The sequence below is a fragment of the uncultured Roseovarius sp. genome, from assembly GCF_913054395.1.
Taxonomy (GTDB): Bacteria; Pseudomonadota; Alphaproteobacteria; order Rhodobacterales; family Rhodobacteraceae; genus Roseovarius.
In genome coordinates this window covers 1-24,825 of the sequence record NZ_CAJXIP010000019.1, presented here as the reverse complement: position 1 = coordinate 24,825, position 24,825 = coordinate 1, and the positions used below count along the sequence as shown (strand labels likewise).

23 protein-coding genes and 1 pseudogene are annotated in these 24,825 nt (G+C 63.0%); 9 read left to right on the top strand and 15 right to left on the bottom strand.

Annotated features, from left to right (window positions below; genetic code table 11):
* The first annotated feature begins 80 nt into the window (after positions 1-80).
* On the top strand, positions 81-959 hold the full coding sequence (locus QZ522_RS04605; RefSeq protein ID WP_294608087.1) for a ZIP family metal transporter: 879 nt from the start codon (positions 81-83) through the stop codon (positions 957-959).
* Here QZ522_RS04605 and QZ522_RS04600 read toward each other — a convergent pair.
* Entirely contained in the window at positions 876-1,646 is a 771-nt protein-coding gene (locus QZ522_RS04600; protein ID WP_294608130.1) for an EcsC family protein, read from the bottom strand. The genes QZ522_RS04605 and QZ522_RS04600 overlap by 84 nt on opposite strands.
* Positions 1,647-1,700: 54 nt before the next feature.
* On the bottom strand, positions 1,701-2,186 hold the full coding sequence (locus QZ522_RS04595) for an N-acetyltransferase (RefSeq protein WP_294608084.1): 486 nt from the start codon (positions 2,184-2,186) through the stop codon (positions 1,701-1,703).
* Positions 2,187-2,273: 87 nt separating this feature from the next.
* On the opposite strand from QZ522_RS04595, the gene QZ522_RS04590 reads away from it, so the two are divergent.
* Positions 2,274-2,879, top strand: coding sequence for a flavin reductase family protein (locus QZ522_RS04590; RefSeq protein WP_294608081.1), 606 nt, complete (start codon positions 2,274-2,276; stop codon positions 2,877-2,879).
* A 72-nt stretch (positions 2,880-2,951) separates the two neighbouring features.
* Here the strand turns inward: QZ522_RS04590 and QZ522_RS04585 are convergent, their stop codons facing one another.
* Together QZ522_RS04585 and cobT are read right to left on the bottom strand one after the other, a co-directional pair.
* Positions 2,952-4,616, bottom strand: a complete 1,665-nt coding sequence (locus QZ522_RS04585; protein ID WP_294608079.1) for an iron ABC transporter permease — start codon at positions 4,614-4,616, stop codon at positions 2,952-2,954.
* 97 nt (positions 4,617-4,713) lie between these two features.
* The gene (gene cobT, locus QZ522_RS04580) at positions 4,714-5,730 is read right to left on the bottom strand and encodes a nicotinate-nucleotide--dimethylbenzimidazole phosphoribosyltransferase (protein ID WP_294608076.1); all 1,017 of its coding nucleotides are present in this window, start codon (positions 5,728-5,730) and stop codon (positions 4,714-4,716) included.
* A 77-nt stretch (positions 5,731-5,807) separates the two neighbouring features.
* On the opposite strand from cobT, the gene cobS reads away from it, so the two are divergent.
* Positions 5,808-6,566 carry an adenosylcobinamide-GDP ribazoletransferase gene (gene cobS / locus QZ522_RS04575; protein WP_294608074.1) on the top strand — a complete coding sequence of 253 codons (759 nt, stop codon included), beginning with the start codon at positions 5,808-5,810 and terminating at the stop codon, positions 6,564-6,566.
* A gap of 60 nt (positions 6,567-6,626) precedes the next feature.
* Here cobS and QZ522_RS04570 read toward each other — a convergent pair whose 3' ends face one another.
* From QZ522_RS04570 to QZ522_RS04550, 5 genes are all read right to left on the bottom strand, one after another.
* Positions 6,627-7,139: a CarD family transcriptional regulator gene (locus QZ522_RS04570; RefSeq protein ID WP_294608071.1), complete on the bottom strand. Its 513-nt coding sequence runs from the start codon at positions 7,137-7,139 to the stop codon at positions 6,627-6,629.
* A gap of 318 nt (positions 7,140-7,457) precedes the next feature.
* Positions 7,458-7,796, bottom strand: coding sequence for a ferredoxin FdxA (gene fdxA, locus QZ522_RS04565; RefSeq protein WP_294608069.1), 339 nt, complete (start codon positions 7,794-7,796; stop codon positions 7,458-7,460).
* Positions 7,797-7,848: 52 nt separating this feature from the next.
* Entirely contained in the window at positions 7,849-8,229 is a 381-nt protein-coding gene (locus QZ522_RS04560) for an RNA-binding S4 domain-containing protein (protein WP_294608066.1), read from the bottom strand.
* Between the two features lie 2 nt (positions 8,230-8,231).
* Positions 8,232-11,087, bottom strand: coding sequence for a helicase-related protein (locus QZ522_RS04555; protein ID WP_294608063.1), 2,856 nt, complete (start codon positions 11,085-11,087; stop codon positions 8,232-8,234).
* Positions 11,088-11,110: 23 nt separating this feature from the next.
* Complete coding sequence (locus QZ522_RS04550) at positions 11,111-11,674, bottom strand: tetratricopeptide repeat protein (protein ID WP_294608061.1); 564 nt, start codon at positions 11,672-11,674, stop codon at positions 11,111-11,113.
* A gap of 71 nt (positions 11,675-11,745) precedes the next feature.
* Here QZ522_RS04550 and QZ522_RS04545 point away from each other — a divergent pair, with 71 nt between their 5' ends.
* Positions 11,746-12,036, top strand: coding sequence for an SCP2 sterol-binding domain-containing protein (locus QZ522_RS04545; RefSeq protein ID WP_294608059.1), 291 nt, complete (start codon positions 11,746-11,748; stop codon positions 12,034-12,036).
* Positions 12,036-13,031 (top strand): alpha/beta hydrolase, encoded by a 996-nt coding sequence (locus QZ522_RS04540; RefSeq protein WP_294608057.1) that lies wholly within the window; start codon positions 12,036-12,038, stop codon positions 13,029-13,031. The genes QZ522_RS04545 and QZ522_RS04540 overlap by 1 nt, the downstream gene beginning before the upstream one ends.
* Here the strand turns inward: QZ522_RS04540 and QZ522_RS04535 are convergent.
* The gene (locus tag QZ522_RS04535; RefSeq protein ID WP_294608054.1) at positions 12,979-13,809 is read right to left on the bottom strand and encodes a fumarylacetoacetate hydrolase family protein; all 831 of its coding nucleotides are present in this window, start codon (positions 13,807-13,809) and stop codon (positions 12,979-12,981) included. The genes QZ522_RS04540 and QZ522_RS04535 overlap by 53 nt on opposite strands.
* Before the next feature lie 142 nt (positions 13,810-13,951).
* On the opposite strand from QZ522_RS04535, the gene QZ522_RS04530 reads away from it, so the two are divergent.
* The gene (locus QZ522_RS04530) at positions 13,952-15,772 is read left to right on the top strand and encodes a M3 family oligoendopeptidase (protein WP_294608051.1); all 1,821 of its coding nucleotides are present in this window, start codon (positions 13,952-13,954) and stop codon (positions 15,770-15,772) included.
* A gap of 161 nt (positions 15,773-15,933) precedes the next feature.
* Here QZ522_RS04530 and QZ522_RS04525 read toward each other — a convergent pair.
* Both QZ522_RS04525 and QZ522_RS04520 read right to left on the bottom strand, forming a co-directional pair.
* Positions 15,934-16,425, bottom strand: a pseudogene (locus QZ522_RS04525) (oligosaccharide flippase family protein); the annotation flags it as partial.
* A gap of 79 nt (positions 16,426-16,504) precedes the next feature.
* Entirely contained in the window at positions 16,505-17,353 is an 849-nt protein-coding gene (locus QZ522_RS04520; RefSeq protein ID WP_294608127.1) for a glycosyltransferase, read from the bottom strand.
* 93 nt (positions 17,354-17,446) lie between these two features.
* Between QZ522_RS04520 and epsE the strand changes: the two genes are divergently transcribed.
* Positions 17,447-18,682, top strand: coding sequence for an exopolysaccharide biosynthesis GT4 family glycosyltransferase EpsE (epsE, locus tag QZ522_RS04515; RefSeq protein WP_294608049.1), 1,236 nt, complete (start codon positions 17,447-17,449; stop codon positions 18,680-18,682).
* Here epsE and QZ522_RS04510 read toward each other — a convergent pair.
* A complete protein-coding gene (locus QZ522_RS04510) occupies positions 18,666-21,530 on the bottom strand; it encodes a calcium-binding protein (protein ID WP_294608046.1) in 2,865 nt (954 codons plus the stop codon). The genes epsE and QZ522_RS04510 overlap by 17 nt on opposite strands.
* A 222-nt stretch (positions 21,531-21,752) precedes the next feature.
* On the opposite strand from QZ522_RS04510, the gene QZ522_RS04505 reads away from it, so the two are divergent.
* A complete protein-coding gene (locus QZ522_RS04505; protein ID WP_294608044.1) occupies positions 21,753-22,250 on the top strand; it encodes a L,D-transpeptidase family protein in 498 nt (165 codons plus the stop codon).
* On the opposite strand, the gene QZ522_RS04500 is transcribed toward QZ522_RS04505, so the two are convergent.
* On the bottom strand, positions 22,247-22,900 hold the full coding sequence (locus QZ522_RS04500; protein ID WP_294608040.1) for a YggS family pyridoxal phosphate-dependent enzyme: 654 nt from the start codon (positions 22,898-22,900) through the stop codon (positions 22,247-22,249). The two genes, QZ522_RS04505 and QZ522_RS04500, sit on opposite strands and share 4 nt — an antisense overlap.
* 245 nt (positions 22,901-23,145) lie before the next feature.
* Here QZ522_RS04500 and QZ522_RS04495 point away from each other — a divergent pair, with 245 nt between their 5' ends.
* Positions 23,146-23,523 (top strand): DUF3576 domain-containing protein, encoded by a 378-nt coding sequence (locus tag QZ522_RS04495; RefSeq protein WP_294608124.1) that lies wholly within the window; start codon positions 23,146-23,148, stop codon positions 23,521-23,523.
* A 61-nt stretch (positions 23,524-23,584) separates the two neighbouring features.
* Here the strand turns inward: QZ522_RS04495 and QZ522_RS04490 are convergent, their stop codons facing one another.
* Positions 23,585-24,823 carry a glycosyltransferase gene (locus QZ522_RS04490; protein ID WP_294608039.1) on the bottom strand — a complete coding sequence of 413 codons (1,239 nt, stop codon included), beginning with the start codon at positions 24,821-24,823 and terminating at the stop codon, positions 23,585-23,587.
* Positions 24,824-24,825 lie beyond the last annotated feature (2 nt).

Sequence of the window (24,825 nt, the reverse complement as noted above, 5' to 3'; positions counted from 1 at the left end):
AACGCCTGATTACTTGCGCTTTTCAATTACGCCGTCATCCCACTATAAGGCGGGTGCAGTCAGGCAGGCATAGGGCACCCGTGGACTATTTATCACCCGTCGCACTCGGATTTCTGGGAAGCCTCATTGCCGGTCTGATGACCGCCCTCGGCGCGATTCCCGTGCTCATGGGCAAAACCCCGAACCGTACCCTGCGGGACATGTCCCTTGGCTTCGCAGCCGGGGTGATGCTTTCGGCCTCATTCTTTTCGCTGATCATTCCATCGCTTGACGCGGCGACCGAACGATATGGCGAGGGCGCCCTGCCTGCGGCGCTTGCCGCGGCCGGTATCCTTTTGGGGATGGCTGCCGTTGCCCTGCTCAACGAGACCTTGCCACACGAGCATTTTCGCACCGGCCCCGAAGGCCCGGAAGCGCCCTCTCTGCGGCGGGTCTGGCTGTTCATTATCGCGATCACGATTCACAACTTTCCCGAAGGTCTTTCCGTCGGCGTCAATTTTGGCGCGCATGGTCTTGCCGAGGGCATGCCGCTGGCGATCGGGATCGGGCTTCAGAATGCGCCCGAGGGTCTGGCGGTTGCGGTCGCCCTGCTCGGCGAAGGCTATGGCCGCCGCCGCGCCTTTGGCATCGCGGCCCTCACCGGCCTGATCGAACCGGTCGGCGGCCTCATCGGTGCGGCGATCATCTCGGTTTCCGAGCCGTTCCTGCCCTGGGGACTGGCCTTTGCGGCCGGTGCGATGCTCTATGTCATCAGCCACGAGATCATCCCCGAAACCCACCGCAGCGGCCATCAGAACAAGGCCACGCTTGGCTTTGCCATCGGGCTTGTGCTGATGCTGTTTCTTGATGTCTGGCATGGCCAGGCCACGGCGGCGCTAGCCCCGCCTCGCCGGAAGGTTCTCGACCGCAAGGCGAAAGGCCTCGACCATTTCACCGTGGTCACGCCCGGCATCAATTGACAGGCATCGCAGCCCGAAATGCACATGCGCCATCTGCTGGTAATAGCTTGTGTAGGCGTAATTCGTCGCCGCCCCGGCGGCCGCGCCCAGGATCGGCACGGTCTGCGCCGCAAGCTTTTGACCGAGCACCGTTGCAAGCCGTGGCGCCACCCGCGCGATCAGCGAATTGAGCGCGGCCCCGGTCACCGTGACGCGCGTGCCGATAAACCCAAGATCGGCCCCGTCATCATCCGACAGAGGGCCCGCCGCACCGAACACCTCAACCGCCTCGAACCGCACGCTCGGCTCTGCCGGATCAAAGCCATATTCGATCGCCACATCCTGAATCGCGCGCAAAAGCACCGTCGTGGTCACCGGCAATTCCGCGAGCGCCGTCGGCAGGCCGCCCATGCCACCGGCAGCCCCCATGGCCGTGGTCACCGCCCGCGCCATCCAGCCGGGCTGATCGCCGACCACATCGCGCGAACGATGTGCCATATCCATCGCCCGGTGAAGCGCGCTTTCGGTGACCTCGCCAAGGCGCAGGCGCACCGCCACAGGCAGCCGATCCAAAAGCCCCTCTGCCTGTCCGCCCACAAGGTTCAACACATCAATCGCGGCATTGCCCGCCCGCGCATGGCGCCGCGCCAGCGCGCCAAGCCGTGCGTCGATCTCGCCTTGCTCAATCGGCTTGCCCAACAGTTCCATCTTCATGTCCTGACACCTGTGCATGTCCCGAGATTGCCCACAGCAGGGCGCATTTCAAGCGTGACGTGTCACTTTCCCGCGCACATTCTCCCATGCGCCGGGTTTTAATTCCAGCCCCAGAACCCGCTCGGGGTTGGTCGGCGGCGGCATTTCCACCCCGCTCAGCCTGGTAAAGCCGAAGCGCCCGTAATAGGGCGCATCGCCCACCAGCATCACCCGCGCCCAGCCCTGTTCAGCGGCGCGATCCAGGCTGTCCTGGATCAGGTAGCCACCAAGCCCTTCGCCCTGATGGGTCGGGTGCACCGCCACAGGCCCCAGCAAAAGCGCGTCAAGCTGCCCGATCAGCACCGGCCAAAAGCGGATCGCCCCGGCCAGAATCCCGTTCGGGTCGCGCGCCACAAGGCTAAGCCCCGCCACCGGCGGCACCCCGTCGCGCAGCCGGTAAGACGACAGGGCCTCGCGGCCCGGCGCAAAACACAGGTCATAAAGCGCCTCGACTTCCCACCAGTCTTCGGCTGTTTCGGGCCGCAGATCGAACATGCGGGTGATCCCTTTCGTGAATTCGACTGGCAATGCGCCTAACACGACGCTAGGTCTGGCACAAACCAGATCATGAAGGAGAGGCAGATGTTCTACAAACCAGAGGATGGCCACGGCCTGCCGCATAACCCGTTCAACTCTATCGTCAGCCCGCGCCCGATTGGCTGGATCTCGACGCGCGGCACCGACGGGCGCGACAATCTTGCACCCTATTCCTTTTTCAATGCCGTTGCTTACGTGCCGCCGCAGGTGATGTTCTCTTCGACGTCGGCCAAGGAAGATCGCGGCGATACCAAGGACAGCGTCGCCAATATCCGCGAGACCGGCGTGTTCTGCGTCAATATCGTAGAATACGAAATGCGCGACGCGATGAACAAAACCTCAGGCCTCTGGGATCGCGAGATGGACGAGTTCGACCTCGCCGCTCTGGAAAAAGCTGAATGCGAGACGATCGCCTGTTCGCGCGTCGCCCGCGCCCCCGCCAACCTTGAATGTAAACTGACCCAGATCCTGCAATTGCCCGGCGAAGCGAATTTCGCCGTCTTCGGCGAGGTGACCGGCGTGCACATGCGCGACGACTGCGTGGTTGACGGCATGTTCGACGTCTTGCGTTACAACCCGCTGACCCGCCTTGGCTATCAGGACTATTCGGTCATACGCGAAAAGTTCAGCCTCAAACGCCCCGGCGAATAAACCTCTTCTTCTTGCCGAAAATATCCCGGGGTGAATTGGCCAGGGGCCAAGAGGGGCGGCGCCCCTGCCCTGCTATCCGGCTGAAATCGCCGTCCCAAGCTTGGCGGCGCTGCGTCCGCGGCTGTCGCGCCCGATCGTGCGGCACAGGATCAGCACCGGCACAAGGCCGAAGCCGACCAGCACCAGCGAGGGCACCGCCGCCTCGGCCAATCGCTCGTCGGCGGCAAGGCGATGGGCCTGTACCGCCAGCGTCTGAAAGTTGAACGGATGCAGGATAAGCGTGGCGGGCAGCTCTTTCATCACATCCACGAAAACGATCAACAGTGCGGTCAAAACGCTGGTCCGCGCCACCGGAAGATGCACCCGCATCAACAGCTTCGGCCCCGGCTGGCCGAGGGATCGGCCAATCGCATCGAAATGCACCGGCACCGTGGCCATGCCGCTGTCATAGGCATTCAGCGCCGCGGCCATGAACCGCGCCAGATAGGCCAGCACCATCAACCAGATCGACCCGGTGATCAAAAGCCCGGTACGGATGCCGAATGTCTCGCGCATGAAGGCATCAATCGTATTATCGAGCGCCGCCATCGGCACCATGAGTCCGACCGCGATCACGCCGCCGGGCACCGCATAGCCAAGCCCGGCACCGATCACCAACCAGCGCGAGGCACGCCCCGGTCTGGTACGCGCGCGAAAGCCGACAAGCACGGCGCCAATCACCGTCAGCACCGCCGCCACACCGGCGAGCGTCACCGAATTGGCCATGAAACCAAGATAGCGGTCCGACAACAGGCTCTGGCCCGATCCTATCGCCATGCTGCCCAGCATGACCACCGGGATGACAAAGCCAAGCAGGACCGGCAAAAGGCATATCGTGAAAGCCCCCCAGCCGACCGCACCGCGCAGGGCGGGTCGCTCCATTGTCTCGAACCGCGCCCCGCGTCCGGCGGTGCGCGCGCGCCCCCGGCTGGCGCGTTCCAGCCCGGCCAGAAGCAGGGCAAAGCTCAACAGGCACAGCGCCAGTTGCGCCGCTGCGGCGCGATCCCCAAGCGAAAACCACGCCTGATAGATACCGGTGGCAAAGGTCTGTACGTTGAAAAAGGCCACCGTGCCGAAATCGGCAATCGTTTCCATCACCGCCAGAAGGGCACCGCCCGCAATCGCCGGGCGCGCCATCGGCAGGGCCACCCGCCAGAACGCCGCAAGCGGCGAGCGCCCCAGCGTGCGCGCCACCAGAAAGGCATTGGCGCTTTGTTGACGAAACGAGGCCCGCGCCAGAAGGTAGACATAAGGATAAAGCACGATGGTCAGCATAAGCGCCGCGCCGCCAAGGCTTCGGACTTCGGGGAACCAGTAATCGCGCGGCCCCCATCCGGTCACCGCGCGCAAGGCGGTCTGCACCGGGCCGGGATGGTCAAGCATATGGGTATAGGCATAGGCCATCACATAGGCCGGAAACGCCAGCGGCAGCGCAAGCGCCACCTCAAGGATCCGCACGCCGGGAAAGCGATAGACCGTCACCAACCAGGCGGTCACCGACCCGATCACCGCCGTGCTTGTCCCGACCACCGCCACCAATGTCAGCGTGGTTGCCGTATAGCGCGGCAGAACGCTTGAAAGCACCTCGCGCCAGGTCTGCAAATCGCCGGTCAGCGCCGCCAGGGCCGCCGCAAAAATCGGGGCGACGCAAAACGCCACCACGACCCATGCCAGACGATGCAACAGGCGTTCGCTCATGCCTTCGCCTCCTTGGGCGTGATTTCCGACTGTTTTGATCAGTATTCCCTGCGCCCGGAAGGGTCAAGAGAGGCGGGCGCGCTGTTTTGGCAGGTGTTCAGCCGGTCGAGACCCCTGCCTCTGCAAAGCTCGCCATACCGGAATGACAGGCAAGCGCGCCGCGCAGCACACCAATCGCAAGCGCCCCGCCAGAGCCTTCGCCAAGGCGCATGCCAAGCGACAGGATCGGTTCTTTTTGCAGATGCGCCAAAAGCCTGACATGACCCGGTTCGGCGCTGACATGACCGGCCACCGCGTGATCGAGCGCGCCGGGGGATGCCACCTCAAGACAAGCCGCCGCAGCGGTACAGATAAAGCCATCCAGAATCAGGGGAACAGAAAGGATCCTCGCGCGCAGCATCGCGCCGGCCATGGCCGCCAATTCGCGCCCGCCAAGACAGCGCAGCGCCTCCAGCCCGTTGTTCTCGGCGCCCGGATTGGCCGCAACTGCACGCGCCACGACCCTGGCCTTATGGTCCATCGCCTCGGGCGCAAGCCCGGTACCCCGCCCGGTCCAGCCGGAGGCACCCCCGCCAAACAGCGCCAGCGCAATTGCCGCCGCGCTGGTGGTATTGCCGATGCCCATCTCGCCGACCACAAGCAGATCGGTCCCGGCATCCACCGCATCCCAGCCGGTTTTGAGCGCGTCTATCAGGTCGTCCTCGCTCATCGCCGGGCCACCGGTCATATCTTTTGTCGGGGTGTCCAGCGCCAGGGCATGCACATCCATCCGCGCGCCCACGGCCCCGGCGATCTGGTTCACCGCAGCGCCACCGTTCTGAAAGTTCGCCACCATCTGGGCGGTGACCTCGGCGGGAAAGGCGGAAATGCCTTGCGCCGTGACCCCGTGATTGCCCGCAAAGACGATCACTTGCGGATGCTCGACCCGTGCGCGTGCGTCGCCGCGCCAGCCGCAATACCAAAGCGCCAGGTCTTCAAGTCGCCCAAGCGCGCCCGGCGGCTTGGTCAGTTGCCCGTCGCGCGCACGCGCCGCGTCAATCGCTGCGGCGTCTGGTCCGGGCAAATCCTGTAAAAGGGCGGAAAATTCGGCGAGGGTCGTGAAATTCAGGGGCATAAGAGCCTCATTGCATGTTATTTACCCTCTGTGTATCGCAGGGTCAGCCAAGGCCCCAGCCGAAAAAGGGCACGCCCATGACGGAAAACGACAAGAGCCTGATCCACCCCCTGGATCTGCCGCTGGCGCTGAGTCTTCTCAGCCGTTTACCGGTGCCGGTGCGCGCCTATGGACGCAGCGCAGAGGCCGCCTGGGCCTATCCGCTGGTCGGTACGATGCTTGGTGCCCTCGCCGCCCTTGGCGGGCTTGCGGCGGGGTGGCTCGGCCTTCCGGCACCGGTGGCCGCACTTGTCGCACTGGCCATGTTGATCGTGCTGAGCGGGGCCATGCACGAGGACGGGCTGGCGGATACGGCGGATGGGCTCTGGGGCGGCTGGACCCGCGAAAAGCGCCTTGAGATCATGAAAGACAGCCATATCGGAAGCTACGGTGTTCTGGCGCTGATCCTGTCGCTTGGGGCGCGGTGGTGCGCGCTCTGGCTGTTGTTTCAATCTGGCGCGGCGGTGGCGACAAGTGCGCTTATCGTTGGGGCGACACTCTCGCGGGGGATGATGCCGATGGTGATGATGGCGCTGCCGCATGCGCGCGAAACCGGCCTGTCGCATCGCGTCGGGCGGGTCGCACCGAGGGCCGCCGCGCTTGCACTGGTGCTTGGCGGCGGAATTGCGATTGTGCTGCTTGGCGGGGCCGGGCTTGTGGCGGCGGTCTGGGCTGCACTGGCGGCGCTAGGCGTCGGCGCGGTGGCGCGGGCCAAGATTGGCGGGCAAACCGGCGACATCCTTGGCGCGACCCAGCAAATCGCGGAGATCGCAGCCCTGTTCAGCCTGCTGGCCTGACCCGGAAACGAAAAAGGCCGCGCCCATCCGGCACGGCCCTTTCCTCATCTGTTCGCCGGATCAGGCAGCGGCGCGCGATTCCAGAACGTCATCGACCTGTTTGGCGGCAAGCACCTCGTCGCCACCGCTCACGGCGGCCACTTCGCGGGTCAGACGCTCAAGCGCGGCCTCGTAAAGCTGACGCTCGGAATAGCTTTGCTCGCGCTGATCATCTGCGCGGTGCAGGTCGCGCACGACCTCGGCAATCGCGATCAGATCGCCAGAGTTGATCTTTTGTTCATATTCCTGGGCGCGGCGCGACCACATCGCGCGCTTGACCTTGGCCTTCCCCTTAAGGGTGGTCATCGCCTTGGAGACCACATCGGGGCTTGAGAGGCTGCGCATGCCAATCTCGGTTGCCTTGTTGGTCGGCACCCGCAAGGTCATCTTGTCTTTTTCAAACGAGATCACGAACAGTTCCAGCGTGATACCGGCGATTTCCTGTTCTTCGATCGAAACAATCTGGCCCACGCCATGGGCCGGGTAGACCACATAGTCATCAGGGCGGAACTCGGACTTTTTAGACTTCGTCATTCAGGTCTTCCTCGCAAGGGGGCCCGTTCGCAAACGCAAAAACACACGCCAAGGGCCGGATCGGTCCACGGTATATGTGCATTTATCGCAGAGAATTCCACCCCCGGGCTGTGGCACGGGCGCATGGAAACCGGGCAAATCTATTCTTCTGTCATAAATGTATAACACAAAAAACGGCCCCGCGAAAGGCTGCTAGGTGCGGGGCGGCAATAACACCTTTGAAATCAGGCTTTTGGCCTGTCAAAGACGGGGTAATATGCCGCCTTCCCCGTCGATCTGAACGAATCGGTTCGGGGCCGGGCCTTCTGTGCCGCTGGCTTAGCCGCCTTCGCCGGGGGCCTCGGAAAAGTATTTCTCAAGCTTGCCGGACTCGCCATCACGCTCTTCCGCCTCGGGCAGCGGATCTTTCTTGGTGATGATCACCGGCCACATCTCAGAGTATTTGCGGTTGAATTCAACCCACTTTTCCATCTCCGGCTCGGTGTCCGGGCGGATCGCGTCGGCGGGGCATTCCGGTTCGCAGACGCCGCAGTCGATGCATTCATCGGGGTGAATGACCAGCATGTTCTCGCCTTCGTAAAAACAATCCACCGGGCATACCTCGACACAGTCAGTGTATTTGCAGGCAATGCAGTTGTCGTTCACGATATAGGTCATGGCCGTCTCTCATACTTGGCGGGATGCGCCTCACCTAATCCAGAGGCGCGGATCATTCAAGCGTTCCCGGCCCATTCAGATCGAGTTTGCGCCGGTCACGCTTGGTCGGACGTCCTTTTCCCTCATATTTGGGCGCAGCAGGAACAGTTTCCTCGGAAACCGGCGGCGAAAGGTCGTCATAGAGGGCCTGCGCCTCGGGGGCGGGGCCGCGCCGGGTGCCGATGGCCAACACCCTTACCACGCGCACCGCCCGCGCCTGCGGGAAGGTTAGAACGTCCTCGGGGGCAACAGAGTGCGCGGGCTTGGCCACGCGGGTGCCATTGACCCGCACATGGCCCGCCGAAACCTCTTTGGCGGCCAGCGTGCGGGTTTTGAAAAACCGCGCATGCCAGAGCCATTTGTCGAGCCGGATTTTCGCCCCGTCCGCCGCCAAGATCAGCCTTTGGTCTTGAGGCCCATCAAGGCCGCAGCGAAGGGATTATCGGGGTCGATGCGGTCTTTTTTCTCGGGCCGGGCGCTAAAGGTCTTGGCGCCCTTCTCTTGCGGGGCGCCACGCGGCTTGCCTTTGCCGGGCTTGCCGCCACGCGGCTTGCCGGATTTGGCGGCCTTGTCACGTCCACCACCAGCGGGGCGCTCGGCTCGGGCACGATTGGCGCGCGGAGCCCAGGTGAAGGTATAGAACACCTCGATCTCGGGCGCGGCCACCTCGGGGGTTTCGCCGGGGGCAGTCTCGGCCTCGGCGGTCACCGCAATCTCGGCAGGAACTTCGGCCTCGGGGGCGGGATCGGCGACAATCGGCGCGACGCCTTCATCGGCGATCGTTTCGACGATATCGGCGGCGGTTTCAGGCGTTGAATCCCCCGCCGCAGCGGCGGCATCGGCGGGCGCATCGGCAATGGCCTTGTCGGCCGGCTTGACCTTTTCACGTTCGCCACGCTCGGCCTTATATCCGAGGCCCTGCATCAGGGCCGCAAACTGTTCCAGCGTCATGCCGGTGATCGAGAGCATGTCCGCCTTGGCCTCGAATCCGCCACGGCTATCTTCCGAGCGCAGCATATCAGCCAGCCGTTCCAGCATGTCGATGCGAATCGCCCGCTCCCCGGCGGCGCGATAGCCCGACATCGTGTGAAAGCCCCTGGCGACGCTGTCGTTCGACGGCACGGTCACAAGGCCCGGCGGCGGTGCCTCGGGGAATTCGTCAAGCCCGTTGCTGAGCGACCAGAGCACAAGGCGCAGGCGCGTCGGCGCGGGTTTCAGCAAAAGCGGCATGAAGACCGTGAACTGACCGAAACGAATACCGTGCTTGCGCAGCGCACCGCGGGCGTCCTGATCAAGCGCCTTGACCTCATTGGCAATCTCGCCGCGCGGCAGGATGCCAAAGCCCTCGACAAGGCGAAAGCCAAAGCCGCGCGCAAGGCCGCTCAGGCTTTCGTCGCGCTGGATGTTCAACAGCGGCTCGAACAGGGTCGCAATCTTGCGATCAATGAAGTGTTGCAGGCGCCGCTGCACCTTTTGCACAACGTCCGGACCGGCTTCTTCGTCGACAAAGGCAACCACCTGCGGCTTGAGAGGATCGGCACCGGCAACCAGTTTGCCAACCGCTTCTTTCCCCCAGAGCAAACCGCCCTGTTCGGTGAAATCGATCTCGGTATCGGGCGCGTTATAAAAGCGGTCCGCCTTGAGGTGGAAATGCGGAGCAAGGGCAGACAGGCTCGCCTGTTGCAGCGTCCGCGCCTCGTTGCCGGCAGCCGCTTTATCCTGGATAAAGCGGAACCCTTCAAGCCGACCGACGAATTCGCCCTCGACCGTTACATCACCATTCTCGTTCACTTCGGCCACCATGGCTTCCTTCTGCTTGAGCCGGCGCAAAAGCACGGATGTGCGCCGGTCCACAAATCTTTGGGTCAGACGCTCGTGCAGCGCATCCGACAGGCGGTCTTCTACAGCGCGCGTGGCCCCGCGCCAATGGCTTTCGTCATCAACCCAGCCTTTTCGCTGCGCAACATAGGTCCAGGTGCGGATATAGGCGAGACGTTTCGATAATGTGTCAATGTCGCCATCAGTGCGGTCAATGCGCTTGACCTGCCGCGCAAGCCAGTCGTCGGGCACCCGGCCAAGGGTGTGCAGATCGCGGAAGATCGTATTCAAAAGGCCGGTATGTTCGCCATGGCTGATGCCCCGGAAATCGGGGATCCGGCAGACATCCCACAACAGCCGCACGGCGGGGCCGCCGATGGCGCGCTCTGCGATTTCGGGTTGGGCGGCGAGGGTCTTGAGCGCACCAAGATCATCCGCCTCGCGGGCACGGGCCAGCAACTCGTGATCCGGGCGCATCTCAAGCGCGCTGATCAACGCCGATGTGGTGCCGAACGTCAGGTTCGAGTTGCGCCATTCCAGTTTGCGGACCGGGGCAAAGCGGTGATCCATGATCGCCTGCGCCACCTCGGCGTCAAGATCGCGGGCCTCGCCGGTGACACCGAATGTGCCATGGCTCATGCCGCGCCCCGCACGCCCGGCGATCTGGCCAAGCTCGTTGGGGGCAAGCATGCGCATCCGCTGGCCGTCGAACTTGCTAAGCGAGGAAAACGCGACATGGTTGATATCAAGGTTCAACCCCATGCCGATGGCGTCGGTCGCCACGAGATAATCGACGTCGCCGTTTTGATAAAGCTCGACCTGTGCGTTGCGGGTGCGCGGGGAAAGTGCGCCCATCACCACAGCCGCCCCGCCCTTCTGGCGGCGCAGCAACTCGGCGATGGCATAGACGTTCTCAACCGAAAACCCGACAATCGCGCTTCGGGCGGGCATTTTGCTTATCTTCTTGGGGCCACCGTATGACAGCTGCGACATCCGCTCGCGGGTCAGGAACTCGACCCCCGGCACAAGCGCGGCGATGGTCGGGCGCATGGTGTGGCTGCCCAGAAACTGGGTTTCGCGCAGGCCGCGCATCCGCAACAGGCGGTCGGTAAAGACATGGCCGCGCTCGGGATCGGCGCAGAGCTGAATTTCATCGACCGCAAGGAAATCGGTGCCCATGCCCTCGGGCATCGCCTCGACGGTGCAGACCCAGTATTTGGCGCGCGGCGGCGTGATCCGCTCTTCGCCGGTAACAAGCGCGACAACCGAGGGCCCGCGCAGCGCAACGATCTTGTCATAGACCTCGCGCGCCAAAAGACGCAGCGGCAGGCCGATGATCCCGGTGGGATAGCCCAGCATCCGTTCAATCGCATAATGCGTCTTGCCGGTATTTGTCGGGCCCAGAACCGCAAGGATTCTTGACTGCTCGGCCATGTGCCGTCTCTCCCGTTACCTGATCAGAGGTCTGCGCCGCCCAGTTGGCTTTTGATGTCTTCCATGGCGCTGGTTACGTCCTCGTGATGAGGATGTATAGCCAGAACACGGGCAAAGGCCTCTTGCGCAAGATCGGGCTGGTTCATTTCGTCCAGCAGGATGCCAAGCCCGTAGAGGACGTTGTAATGGCGCGGCTCGAGCGCCAGCGCGTGTTCGATATCCGACAGGGCAAGCCCATAGCGGTCGGCCTTGAAAAATGCGACCGAGCGCAGGTGCCAGGCCTCGGCAAACCCCGGTGCATGATCAATCAGCGCGCTCAGGTGTTCGATCGCCATTTCGGTATCGCCCGCCTCGATCGCGTCGCGCCCGCGCCGGAGCAACAGGTCCATCGCAGGCGAGCCGGATTTCTCGAACTCAAGCTCGATTTCACCGGCGATTCGCCGCGCCTCCACGGCGTCGGCCTTTTGCAGGTCGGCAAACAACCTGTCCAGGCGCGCCTCCTGATCCGCCAGGGCGGGTAGGGAAAACGTGACTATCGCCAGAAGTGCCGCGACGATACGGTTGAGGTTGGTAAATACTCTGCCCATAACGGCGATGAGTTTAGCGCAGAATGCCGGGATGCAAACCCCCGACAACCCAATTGTGAAAGGAACCGCAAATGAGCGAAGTGATTACCGCAGCCGTGGCCGCATTGAACGCAAAAATGGGCGACGGAGGCTTTGACGGCGTTGCAAAATTCGTGATCGAGGGCGAAGGCGCCATCCTGATCGACGCCAATGGCGCACGGGCGGATGATTCCGAGGCCGATGTAACCCTCACCGCCGATGCCGACACGTTCCAGTCGATCCTTGAGGGCGACCTTGACCCCACCGCCGCCTTCATGACCGGCAAGCTGAGTGTTGACGGCGACATGGGCATGGCGATGAAGCTTGGCGGCGTGCTGTCCTGATGAAAGAGGCGCCGCTTCATTCCGAGATTGCAAAAGGCCCGGATGACGGCGCCGCGTGGTGGATGACAGCCGCCGACGGGGTGCGCATCCGTGTCGGTCTCTGGACTCGGGCGGCGCCGAACGGCACGGTGTTCCTTTTCCCCGGACGCACCGAATACATTGAGAAATACGGCGATGCCGCCGCGCATTTTGCCGGGTGCGGCTTTGCCACGCTGGTGATCGACTGGCGGGGTCAGGGGCTTGCGGATCGTCTTCAGGACGACGCGATGTCGGGCCATGTGCACCATTTCACGGATTACCAGATGGATGTCGCCGCGATGACCGAGGCCGCGCGCAGGCTTGACCTGCCGCGCCCCTGGTACCTTTTGGCGCATTCGATGGGCGGCTGTATCGGGCTGCGTGCGGTGATGGAGGGCATGGAGGTGCAAAGCTGTGCCTTTTCCGCCCCGATGTGGGGGATTGCCATGTCAGACGCGCTGCGCCCGGTGGCCTGGTCCCTGTCCTGGAGCAGCCGACAGTTGGGCATAAGCCACTTTTATGCCCCCGGCACCGCCCCCGAAAGCTATGTCCTGACAGAGCCGTTCGAGACCAACAAGCTGACCAATGATCGCGAGATGTATCAATACATGATTGATCAGGCCAACGCCCACCCCGAGTTGGGGATTGGCGGGCCAAGCCTGCGCTGGCTGCACGAGGCGCTTAGCGAAACCCGCACATTGGCGCGCCGCCCCTCGCCCGACCTTCCCTGCTTGACGCTGCTTGGCACGGATGAAGAGATCGTTGATGTGGCACGGGTGCATGACCGCATGGCACAATGGCCGGGCGGGCGTCTGGAACTTGTCGAGAACGGCCGCCACGAGACCCTGATGGACAGCCCCGAAATGCGGGGCCGCCTGTTCGCGCAGCTGTGTGATTTTTACAGCAGTTCGGGCGATGGCAATGCTACGGATCCTGCACGACCGGCGAGCGCTGTTCGCCAAGGCCGGAAATCCTGAGCACCATTTCGTCGCCCCCCGACAGATAGCGCGGCGGCGTATGCCCCATGCCGACACCCGGCGGCGTGCCCGTGGCGATGACATCGCCCGGTTCAAGCGTCATCAGATCGCTGAGATAGGCCACGATCTGCGCCACGGTAAAGATCATCAGCCGGCTGTTGCCAGTCTGCATCCGCTCGCCGTTGACATCGACCGAGAGGTCAAGGTTTTGCGGATCGCCCACCTCGTCCGGGGTCACAAGCCAAGGCCCGATCGGCCCGAAGGTGTCACAGCTTTTGCCCTTGGTCCACTGGCCCGATCGCTCAAGCTGAAATCCGCGCTCGGAGACATCGTTGACAATGGTATAGCCCGCCACGTGATCAAGCGCATTCGCCTCGCTGACATATTTGGCGCGCTTGCCGATCACGATGCCAAGCTCGACTTCCCAATCGCCGCGTTTCGATCCGCGCGGCAGAACCACGGTGTCATGTGGCCCGTTGATCGCCGAGGTCGCCTTGAGAAACACCACCGGGTCCTTCGGCGGATCAACGCCAAGCTCGGCGGCGTGGTCGATATAGTTCAGACCGATGCAGATCAGCTTGCCGATATTACCCACCGGCGGGCCGAGACGCGGGTTGCCCTCTACCAGCGGCAGGCTTTCGGGTTTCACCGCGGGCAGGTCCCCAAGCACAGCCCCCGCCAGATCGGGCAGCACGCCCGAGAGATCGCGAAGCTGCCCCGCGCTATCCACGAGTGCGGGCTTTTCCTGTCCCGGCGCACCGTATCTTGCAAATTTCATCGTCCAGTTTCCCCTATTGCATTTGCGCCCACCCTAGCCCGCCGCCCGCGAATGGCAAGTCGTTGACCCGGCAACACCGGCCCCTTGTGGCGCGCGGCGGCGCGGCCTATGTCTTGGGGCAACAATCAACAAGAGGTGCTTCATGTTCAATCTGCCGTTCCCGCTCCGCGATGCAAATGCCACGTCTGGCAACAAGGATCTGGGAAAGCTGCCGGAATGGGACCTGAGCGACCTCTACAGCAGCGAAGACGCGCCCGAACTCAAGCGTGATCTCGACTGGCTTGAAACCGCCTGCGCCGAATTCGCCCGCGACTATGAAGGCAAACTGGCCGATCTGGATGCGACGGGCCTTTTGGAATGCCTGCACCGCGACGAAAAGATCAGCAATATCGCCGGGCGGGTGATGTCCTTTGCCGGGCTGCGGTATTACCAGCTTACGACCGATGGCGGGCGGGCCAAGTTCATGTCCGACTGTCAGGAAAAGGTGACCAATTACACCACGCCGCTGGTGTTTTTCTCGCTTGAACTGAACCGGCTGAACGAAGATGCGCTAGGTGCGATGTACGCCGAAAACGCCGATCTGGCCCGCTATAAGCCAGTGCTTGACCGGATTCGCGCGATGAAGCCTTATCAGCTGTCCGACGAGCTTGAAAAATTCCTGCATGATCTGGGCGTTGTGGGCGATGCCTGGGAACGTCTGTTTGACGAAACCATCGCGGGCCTCACCTTCAACGTCGATGGCGACGAGTTGAACATTGAGGGCACGCTGAACCTGTTGACCGAACAGGATCGCCCCACCCGCGAGGCCGCGAGCCGCGAGTTGGCCCGTGTCTTTGGCGAGAATATCCGCACCTTTGCCCGCGTCCATAACACCGCCGCCAAGGAAAAAGAGGTCATCGACCGCTGGCGCGGCATGCCCACAGCCCAGACCGGGCGACACCTGTCGAACGATGTCGAACCCGAGGTGGTCGAGGCGCTGCGCAACGCGGTGGTCGAGGCCTATCCCAAGCTGAGCCACCGGTATTACGAACTTAAACGCAAATGGCTCGGGCTTGAGCGGATGCAGGTCTGGGATCGCAACGCGCCCCTGCCGATGGAAAGCACCAAAATCGTCGATTGGGACAGCGCCGAAACGACGGTGATGGAGGCCTATGGCGCCTTTGATCCGCGCATGGCCGATCTGGCGCAGCCGTTTTTTGACAAAGGCTGGATTGATGCGGCGGTGAAACCCGGCAAGGCGCCGGGGGCATTTGCCCATCCCACGGTCACCAATGTGCACCCCTACGTGATGCTCAACTACCTGGGCAAACCGCGCGATGTGATGACGCTTGCGCATGAGCTCGGGCATGGCGTGCATCAGGTTCTGGCCGCGGATCAGGGCGAACTGCTGGCCAGCACGCCGCTTACGCTGGCCGAGACCGCATCGGTCTTCGGTGAAATGCTGACCTTCCGCAAGATGCTTGACGGGGCCAAAACCGATCAGGAACGCAAGGTGCTTCTGGCGGGCAAGGTCGAAGACATGATCAACACCGTCGTGCGACAGATCGCGTTCTACGACTTTGAATGCAAACTTCACGCCGCCCGGCGCGAGGGTGAGTTGACGCCCGACGACATCAACGCGCTCTGGATGTCGGTGCAGGCTGAATCCCTTGGACCGGCGTTTGATTTCATGGACGGATACGAGACCTTCTGGGCCTATATCCCGCATTTCGTGCACTCGCCGTTCTACGTCTATGCCTATGCCTTCGGCGACGGCCTCGTGAACGCACTTTATGCGGTCTACGAGGAAAACCCCGAAGGGTTCCAGGAAAAGTATTTCGACATGCTCAAAGCGGGCGGATCAAAGCACCACAAGGAATTGCTGGCGCCGTTTGGGCTTGACGCCAGTGACCCGGCGTTCTGGGACAAGGGCCTGTCGATGATCTCTGGCTTTATCGACCAGCTTGAAGCGATGGAAGACTAACGCGGTATCGCCTTCACCGGCGGCAGGGCCAAGGCCATGTCGCGGATGAATCCGGCACCACCACGACCCGCCTGCGAGATGATCCCGTTCAACACACGGATCGCCGCGGGCGAGGTGACCGGCACGAAGTGGTTCAGGCTGTTGCCATCGGCCAATTCGGTGAAATCAATCACCGTCACCCGGCCAAAGCGCAAATGGCGCTTGGCACTGTCAAGCCGTGTCGGGTTGAATCCGGTGATCAGCAGGGATAGCCCCGCCACCGGCAAAAGCTGCATCAGCAGGGGCGAGTCGTATATTTGTGCCACCGGCCAGGCCAGGGCACAGGCGGCAAGCCACAGGCCAAGCCCGCGCATCATCTGAATGGTCCAGGCGGTGTTCAGAAAGTCCGGATCGTCGCCGCGTTTGCTCTGCATGATTGCCGGGCTGACGCCGACGTCGGAAAACTGCATGAGGCCCTGAATGATCACGCTGACAATCGCCATGATGCCAAACGCCTCGGGGAACAAAAGCCGGGCCAGAACCAGGTTCGAGACAAGCCGAAGCACCTGAGAGCCACCAAACCCGGCCACCGTAAGCGCCGAAGAGCGCATTGCGCGGGCCAAAAGCCCGTTCCCTGTAAAGACCTGCGTTACAACGCGCACTCTGGATTCCATACCTACCCTGCTACGACGCGCCCGGCTTTCGCCTAACATTACGGCAGTTCTGCGACAATTCCATTGAATTCGCAGGGCGTTAGCGCCCGCGTGTCCATTCGCCGCTGCTTTTGCCGGTTCTGACCGCAATGGCGACCGCCACATAGGCCAGGAATCCGACCGGTGCACGCAGGGCCGCGCGGGGGAGCCATGCGCATGCGCCGGGGCGCGTATCGTCATTGACCAAAAGCGCCGGATATCTCTCGGCAAACTCGCGGACGCCGCGATCCTGTCTGCGCCGCACTTTCACAAGCGCGCCGAACCCTTCTACGATGGGCCAGCAATACCCGGCCTTGACCGCGATCCGTTCCGCCGGGGCAAAGTTCAGCCGTGCGAATGTGTCATCCGAAATGATCGCGGGCCAGTCGCCCCACCGCGCCCGCCCGGCGCGGTTCATCGCGAAAAACCCACAGCCCGGCACGCCATGATGAAAGAACGGCACCTGACGGTAAAACCGGGCATAGGCCCGGCTAAAGGCATTGTGCGGCGAGGGGATTTGGACACGGCCACTGGCATAAGCGGGCGTATCCCCGGCGAGGGCGCCTGAAATCTCGGACAAAAGGCGGGGGTCGATCTGCACATCGGCATCAAGATAGGCACGGATATCGCCCGTCGCCGTCCGTTCGCCCGCGTTGAGCGCGCCGGGTTTGCTGCCCTCGACAAGATCAAGCACTTGCAACTGCCAGCCACGCGCCTGCGCTGCGCCCGCATAGGCCTCGGCCTCGGGCACAGTCGCGTCCGAACAGCCATTGGCGACCACGATCACTTCGACCCCGCCGTCGCTCCAGTCCGACGCAAACAGCGCATCAAGGCATGGCCCGATCATCCCTGCCTCGTTATGGGCGGGGATGATGATGCTCAGGCTGGGTCTGGCGTGGTCCGTCAACAGTGGGTTTCCAATTCTTTTGCCCGCAAATCTTATGCGACTGTGCGTCCTGTGCTAAGTCCCTGTTTAGCAAACCTTTCAAAAGCGGAACAGCAGATGTCAGACCCCAAGCCCGCAAAACAGGATGCGCCCCTGAAATTGGGCTATCTCGTGCCACAGTTTCCGGGCCAGACACATATCTTTTTCTGGCGCGAACTGGCGGATCTGGCGCGGCTGGGTGTTGAGACGACGCTGTTCAGCACCCGGCCACCGCCGCCGGGCCTGATCTCGCATGACTGGTCAAAAGAGGCGATGGCGCACACCATCTATCTCGGCGAAGCCGCGCCGCGTCGGGTGCTTGGGGGGCTGTTGCACGCGCCCTGGGGCGATATTCTGGGCGAGGGGGGCGGCAAGGCGTTTTTGCGCGATGCCCTGGTCTGCCTGCCAGCCGCGTACCGTCTTGTCGCCGAGTGCCGCGCGCGCGGGATTGATCATGTGCATAGCCATTCCTGTGGTCGCGCCGCGCTTATCTGTGCATTGGCCCGGCGTATGGGCGGACCAAGCTATAGCCTGACCCTGCATGGGCCGATGTCGGATTATGGCCCCGGTCAGGGGATCAAATGGCGCCATGCCAGCTTTGCCACCATCATCACCCGCAAATTGCTGGCCGAGGCCGAGGCGGAACTTGGGCCTGATCTTCCGCGCGATGTGACGGTTCAGCCGATGGGCGTCGACACCGAAGATTTCAAGCGCACGACGCCCTATCAGCCGCCCGCACCCGGCGCGCCCTTGCGGCTTTTTGCCTGTGGTCGGTTGAACATGGTCAAGGGGCATCAGGATCTGCTGAGTGCACTGCGTCTCCTGCTTGATCGTGGCGTCGATGCAGAGCTTGATATCGCGGGCGAGGATGACGTCGGCGGCGCGGGCTATCATCAGGACCTTCAGGCGCATCTGGATGGCCTTGGCCTTGACCGAAACGCGCGGTTGTTGGGGGCGATAAGTGCCGCCGAGGTGCGCCGTCACCTCTTGGCGGCGGATGTCTTTGTGCTGGCAAGCTGGCACGAACCGCTTGGTGTCGCCTATATGGAGGCGATGGCCTGTGGCGTGCCCACTATCGGCACCGATGCGGGCGGTGTGCGAGAGCTTATCACCCATGGGCAGGACGGCATGCTCGTGCCGCCGAAAGATCCGGAAAGGCTTGCCGATTCAATTGCCGCCCTGGCGGGCGACCCTGCGCTTTGTGCGGCCCTCTCAGAGGCGGGACGACGCCGGGTCGTGGATCATTTCCGCTCGTCCCTTGGGGCCGAGACCCTGATCAAGGGCGTGCGGCGGGCGCTTACATCAGATCGTTGAGGGCGTGCTCGGCACCCGGCTCGGCAGTGAATGTCACGGCCTCGATCGCAACCATGGTCACCTTGCCGCCTGGTCCGGTCAGGATCACGCGGGGGCCATCGCGGCGGCTTGTGTAGGCCGCACGCGCCCCCGGCAGGATCGCAAGATCACGGCCCTCGCCGCCGTGCAGCCGGTCATCGCCGCCATGCCCGCTTAGCACGTCGTCGCCCGCCCCGCCCAAAAGGATATCGCCCTTGGCCGTTCCGTTGAGCCTTGCGCCGGTATCGTCGGCCCGCCGGGTCATGCCCTGAAGGAATGTACCCGGCGCGCGTCTCGCGGCCCAATCCGGCGCAACCTGATTGGCGCGCATCAGGGCGTTCCACCGCGGATTGTCGTCATCAAGGTGGCGAAGCGCGCCCCAGCTTCCCCATTTCGAGGGCGCGGCGACATCGACGAAAGCATTGAACAATGTGCCGCCCGCTTTTGACCAGCCTGCCGACAGGTCGTCATAAAGCGTGCCCATCTGCGGGGTGTAGTTGAAGGCGGTGAAAAACGCGGTCAACGCCTCGTTGTCCACGGCCGTGCCATGGCCGGTCACATGGCTTCCACCCTCATACATGACAAGGCGCAGGCCATGGCGTTCGGCGGCCTCGGCGTGATAGGGCAACAGCTCTTGCAGCAATTCGCGGAACGATCCCTGCCGCAGGCTTGCCGCCGCCAGATCATAGGCCAGATCGTTTTCATGCACGTCAATATAGGCGGCGCGTGCCTCGCCTGACAGGTCATCTTCCACGGCCTTTGCCTCGGCCACGGCGCGGCTTGCGGTGAGCCATGACAACACGGTTTCCACGGTGTCCTCACCGCCCAGATCATGGCCGAAATAGCCGGTGACGGCATAGGCGTCAAAGGCCTCGGCAGGGGGGTGCTTCAACTGTCCGCCTGCAAGTGCCAAAGGCGCCTGCAACAGCGGCTCTTCAAGGCCGGGCCAGCCGGTATGGGCGGCCGCCACCATCACCAGCCGCGCGGCGGCCCCGGCGCCATAAACCTCGCGCCAGATCGCCGACATCTGCGCGCCGCGCAGCCCCGCGAATTGAATCCAGCCATCCCCGTCCGCCTGCTCGCCCCAGAGGGCAGCGGCGGCATCGCGGGCCCAAACCGCCTGTGGAAAGATGAAGTTCCAGACCTCGTTGGAATATTCCACATAGGCGCTCAGGGCGGGATCAAGGTGATCGCGGACATACTCGGCAAAGGCACGGATATAATGGTCATCGGCGGCGTGGGGCATGTTGAACCAGGGATCGGCGCCGATCTCATTGGCAAGCGCGACCATCACCTCGACCGGAACGCCGCGCCAGACATAGCTTGCATCGTTCAGCGTCGGGCGGTCGTCCCAAGTGCCCTGAAGCGAGCCATTGGTGAACATCCAGTCCATGAACCGCAGCACCCGCAAATCGGCGATGCGGTCGATCCAGAGCGGGTTGAAGATCACTCCAAGGTCATGCAATGCGACCTGATCCTCGCGTACAATCGTGATGTTGCGCAGCGGATCACCGGGATCGGTTTCCAACAGGCTGAGGGCAACCGGCCCGTCGCCCGGGGTCACGTCAAAGCGCACCTCGTGCAGGCGATAGTTGTAGCGCAGATTGTCGGCCCGCCCGGTCACCCGGATCACACCCTCGCCGTCGTAGCGCAAAAGATAGCGACCGTTCAGGTGGCTGGCTTCGGCCGGTTGGTCGGTGAGAATGAACGCCTCAAGCGCACGGGCGCCTTCGGGGATCGCAAGCGGCCAGCCGTTGGCATCAAGATACCCGCCCGCTTGCAGGGCCTCGGTGCTGAAGGCTCCCCACTCCCCGGCGCTATGACCTATCCACGGGCGGGCGGTTTTCATCACGTCGAGAAACGGGTGCTGGCTTGACCAGTCGGAAATGCCGTTCAGCCCCATGCCAAGGCTTGGGTTCTGCACCCCGACGCCGGGCAGGATCGCGCTTGCGGTTTGCAGGCCACTGGCGGCAGGCGCATTATGTGCCTGCTCGCGGGCTAGCCCAAGCGCCTTGGAAATCTCCGCCACGATTTGCGGATACTTGGCGCGCACCACCGGGTGCACCGTGTCGGGCAGGGCAAAATTTTCGGGCGGCGCGGCCTCAAAAAATGCGCCATAGGTGACAAGGGCGGCGAGGAAATAGAGCGTATCGGTGCCATGTGGTGCGTTGTCGGTGAAAAGCGCCTCTGCCGGCACGTCGGCCAAAAGGCCGGTTTGCAGGGCGGACAGGATCGACGAGACCGGGACCAGCGTCACATCCACGCCGGGGCGCGCGGCGCCGAGCCCCTGAACATAGCTGTCATACCAGTCGCGATACCCTCCCGATGCATGCGCATGCCAGCGGCGCAAACCACGCCCGGAGGGCGGGAAATCAGGCGCAAACTCTCCCATATCGGGCCAGCCCTCATAGATCATGACCCGCGCGCCGGGCCATGTCTCTTGCGTCCAGTCAAGTATCCTGAGCGTGGCGGACAGCGGGCTTTGGGCGCCGGGGTTGTCGCCTTCATAGGGGGCGTCCGGGGTCTGATACTGAATAAAATTCGCAGGGTTGATCAGCACCGTGTCAAACCCGGCACCGGCCCGCGGCGCGCCTGCCGGTGTAACGCCGGGAAAGGACCAGTTCGGCCTGGGCGGGAGGGTGGCAAAGTCGCGCAAAAAACCCCATTGCCCCGACACCGCATAGGCCTTGCCGCCCGCGCGTGCCAGCTGGCCAAGCCAATAGGGCACGGCCGTGCCGGGGCTGTCACTGAGGTGATTGATCAGGCTGTTGCCGAAAATATAGCTTTTGACGCTGTTGCGTTCTGCCAGGGCCATGTCGGCCGTCAACATGGCGAGCCCGGTGAGAAAAAGTCGTATCCAATGCATATCGTTCCGCTGTCCCGCAAGGCCGTCACTTCGGCAATATAGACGCAGCAGGCGCGCCTTGCCACCGTCGGCGTCAACCGTGGCGCGCGGGGAATTTGAGTATTTTTGGAAAGCTGAAAGATCATGCTGCGAAAAACCGGTCTGTGGCGACTTTCCCTGTGGCGGGATTTGCGGCACAACGGGGTCATGACGCCTGATGATCTTGTTCTGAGCCCTCTTGGCCTGCGATTTCGCGGGCGCCGATATCCCTGTAGTATCGGGAGGGGCGGGATATCCGCGCACAAGCGCGAGGGTGACGGGGCGACACCGGTGGGGGTGCATCGGATTGTCGGCATGCTGTACCGGCCGGATCGTATGGCGCGCCCCGCCGATTGGGCGATGCCGATCCGTCCCGGCGATCTGTGGTCGGATGATCCGGGCCATGAAGGTTATAACACGATGGTGCGCGCGCCCTATCGCCACAGTCACGAGACGTTGCGCCGGGGCGATCCGCTTTATGATCTGGTGCTGGTGACCGGTTGGAACTGGCCCGAGGCGGTGCCGGGGCGGGGGTCGTGCATCTTCATCCACCGCTGGCGGCGGCCGGGCTATCCGACGGCGGGCTGTATCGGGCTGCGCCCGGATCATCTTTGTCGGATTGCCGCGCAGATCAGCGAAAGGACGCGGCTGATCGTCAGGGGCTAGGCGTAGTCGCGCTCGCCGAAGATCGCGCTGCCGACCCGGACGTGGGTGGCCCCAAGGGCGATGGCGCGCTCGAAATCGCCGCTCATGCCCATCGACAGGCCCGTCAGCCCGTTGCGCGCCGCCATCTTTGCCAGAAGCGCGAAATGCAGGCTTGGTTCTTCGTCGACCGGCGGGATGCACATCAGGCCCTTGACCGGCAAATCAAGCGTACGGCATTCGGCCACAAAGGCATCCGCATCCGCCGGCAGAACGCCGGCTTTCTGGTCTTCTTCGCCGGTGTTGACCTGAAGGAACAGATCGGGGCAGTGGCCGGTTTCCTGTGCAAGGCGGGCGATGGTCCGGGCCAGCTTGGGGCGGTCGACCGAGTGGATCGCCTGAAACAGGTCAAAGGCCTGACGGGCCTTGTTGGTCTGAAGCGGGCCGATCAGATGCAGGTCGATCCCGTCATAACGCTCGCGAAAACCGGGCCATTTGCCGGCCGCCTCCTGCACGCGGTTCTCACCGAATGTGCGGTGGCCCTGTTCAAGCACGGCCTCGACGCGCGCGTCGGGCTGAACCTTGGAGACGGCGATGAGGGTCACACTGCCGGGCGCGCGCCCGGCCTCGGCCTCGGCTTTTTGCACGCGCTCTTTGATCTCGCTCAGGCCCACGGCGCATTTCCTTTCACAAGTGGCGGTCATTTATCCATGCCACAGCCCGAAGGGCAGGCACAAGTACATGCAGGCGCCTCAAACGCCTTGCCCCTTTGGCCCAGCTTGGATAGTAGGGAAGAGAAACAGTGTCGGACGGTGCAATGATCAAATCCCGTATGAATATCGCTGGCCTCTGCGCGGCCTGCCTTGTGCTCGTCACCGGATGCGGCGCTTTTAAGGATGCAAAGCTTGACCCGGAGGCGATGCGTGTCAAAAGCGGACGCGAGGCCAACACACGCGGCGACGGCACCTCTATTCTTGATGCCTTCAAGGGCGCCAAGGATCAGGTCAAGGTAAACCGCTTTTTGTGGACCGCCACGCTTCAGGTGCTCGATTTCCTGCCGGTCGAGGCGGCCGACCCGTTCACCGGTGTGATTTCGACCGGCTTTGGCACCCCTCCGGGCGGCGGCCAGGCCTATCGTGCCACCGTGTTGATCAGTGATCCGGCGCTTGATGCGCGGGCACTTAACGTGGCGCTGCAAACCCGTGGCGGACCGGTAAGCGCCGCTACCGAGCGCGCGGTCGAGGATGCGATTTTGAACCGGGCTCGCCAGTTGCGGATTGACGCCGCGCGGTTCTGATTGAGGCAAAACGCCTGCCGGGGTGTTTTCCCCGGCACGGCGCGTCAAATCCGGGGCCTGGCTAAAGCGGCTGATCCATCACATCGGTGACCCAGTCGAGTTGTCGCGGCAGGCAGATCGTATGAAGATCATACTGCGCGCGGATCGTATTGCGCGCGGTTTCGCCCAAACGCCTGCGCGCCGCGCCGTCTTCCAGCAGATCGCAGACCTGACCGACCAGGGCATCGCCATCAAAGAAATCGACCAACCGCCCGGTTTCCCCATCGCGGATCACCTCGCGCACGGGGGCGGTGTCACCGGCCACGATCGCCGCACCACAGCTCATCGCCTCAAGCAGGCTCCAGCTCAGCACGAAGGGATAGGTCAGGTAAACATGCACCCGGCTGACCTGAAGCAGGCGCAGGAACTGATCATAAGGGATGCGCCCGAGAAACCGCACCCGATTCCAATCGGCATCTGAAATCTGGTCGCGCACCTCGTCGATGAAGATCTGTTTCCAGGTCTGCCCCTTCGGCGCGCGCGCGCCATAGCTAACCTCATCGCCACCAACGATAAGTATCGTCGCGTTCGGGCGTTTGCGCAAAAGCCGGGGCAGCGCGCGCATGAAGATGTGATAGCCGCGGTAAGGTTCGAGATTGCGGTTCACGAAGGTGATCACCTCATCCTTGCGGGTGACATCGCATTGCCCCTCGATGGTCAGCCGCGCATCCGGATCAGGGCAGGCCTGAACCGTGTCGATGCCATCATGGCTTAGGGTGATGCGGTCGCGGAAGGGGGCGGGAAAGCTATCGGCCTGAAAGGCTGTCGGGCTGATGCCGGCATGGGCAAGGTCGAAATGCAGGTGGTTGTTGAGGTTTTTCATCCGAATGCGCAGCGGTTCGATCTCGGGGGATTTGCCGGCGAATTCGGGGTCGAAATTCAGATGCGGAAACCCCGCGTGGTGATAAAGTTCGCAGTAAAGCCCCATCCGCGCCTTTGGCCAGACATCGCGCAGAAACATCGATTCGCCCCAGCCCGGATGCGCCAGAATGAGATCGGGTTCGAAACCCGCATCGCGCATCTTGCGGGCGGCCCGGTAACAGGCCTCGCCGCGCGTCACCTTGGTATCGAGATCGATAAGCCAGGGATGAACTTTTTGACCGTCCCGTTCCGGCAGGGCATAGGGCAGAACCCGTACCCCTTGCCAGTTGGTCGGCTCTTTCACCCGGAGTGTCAAAGCCACGCATTGATGTCTTTGAGCTGCCAGAAGCGGGGCGAGGTGCTTGTATTGGCCGGGGAAATTCTGATGGATGAAAAGGATTT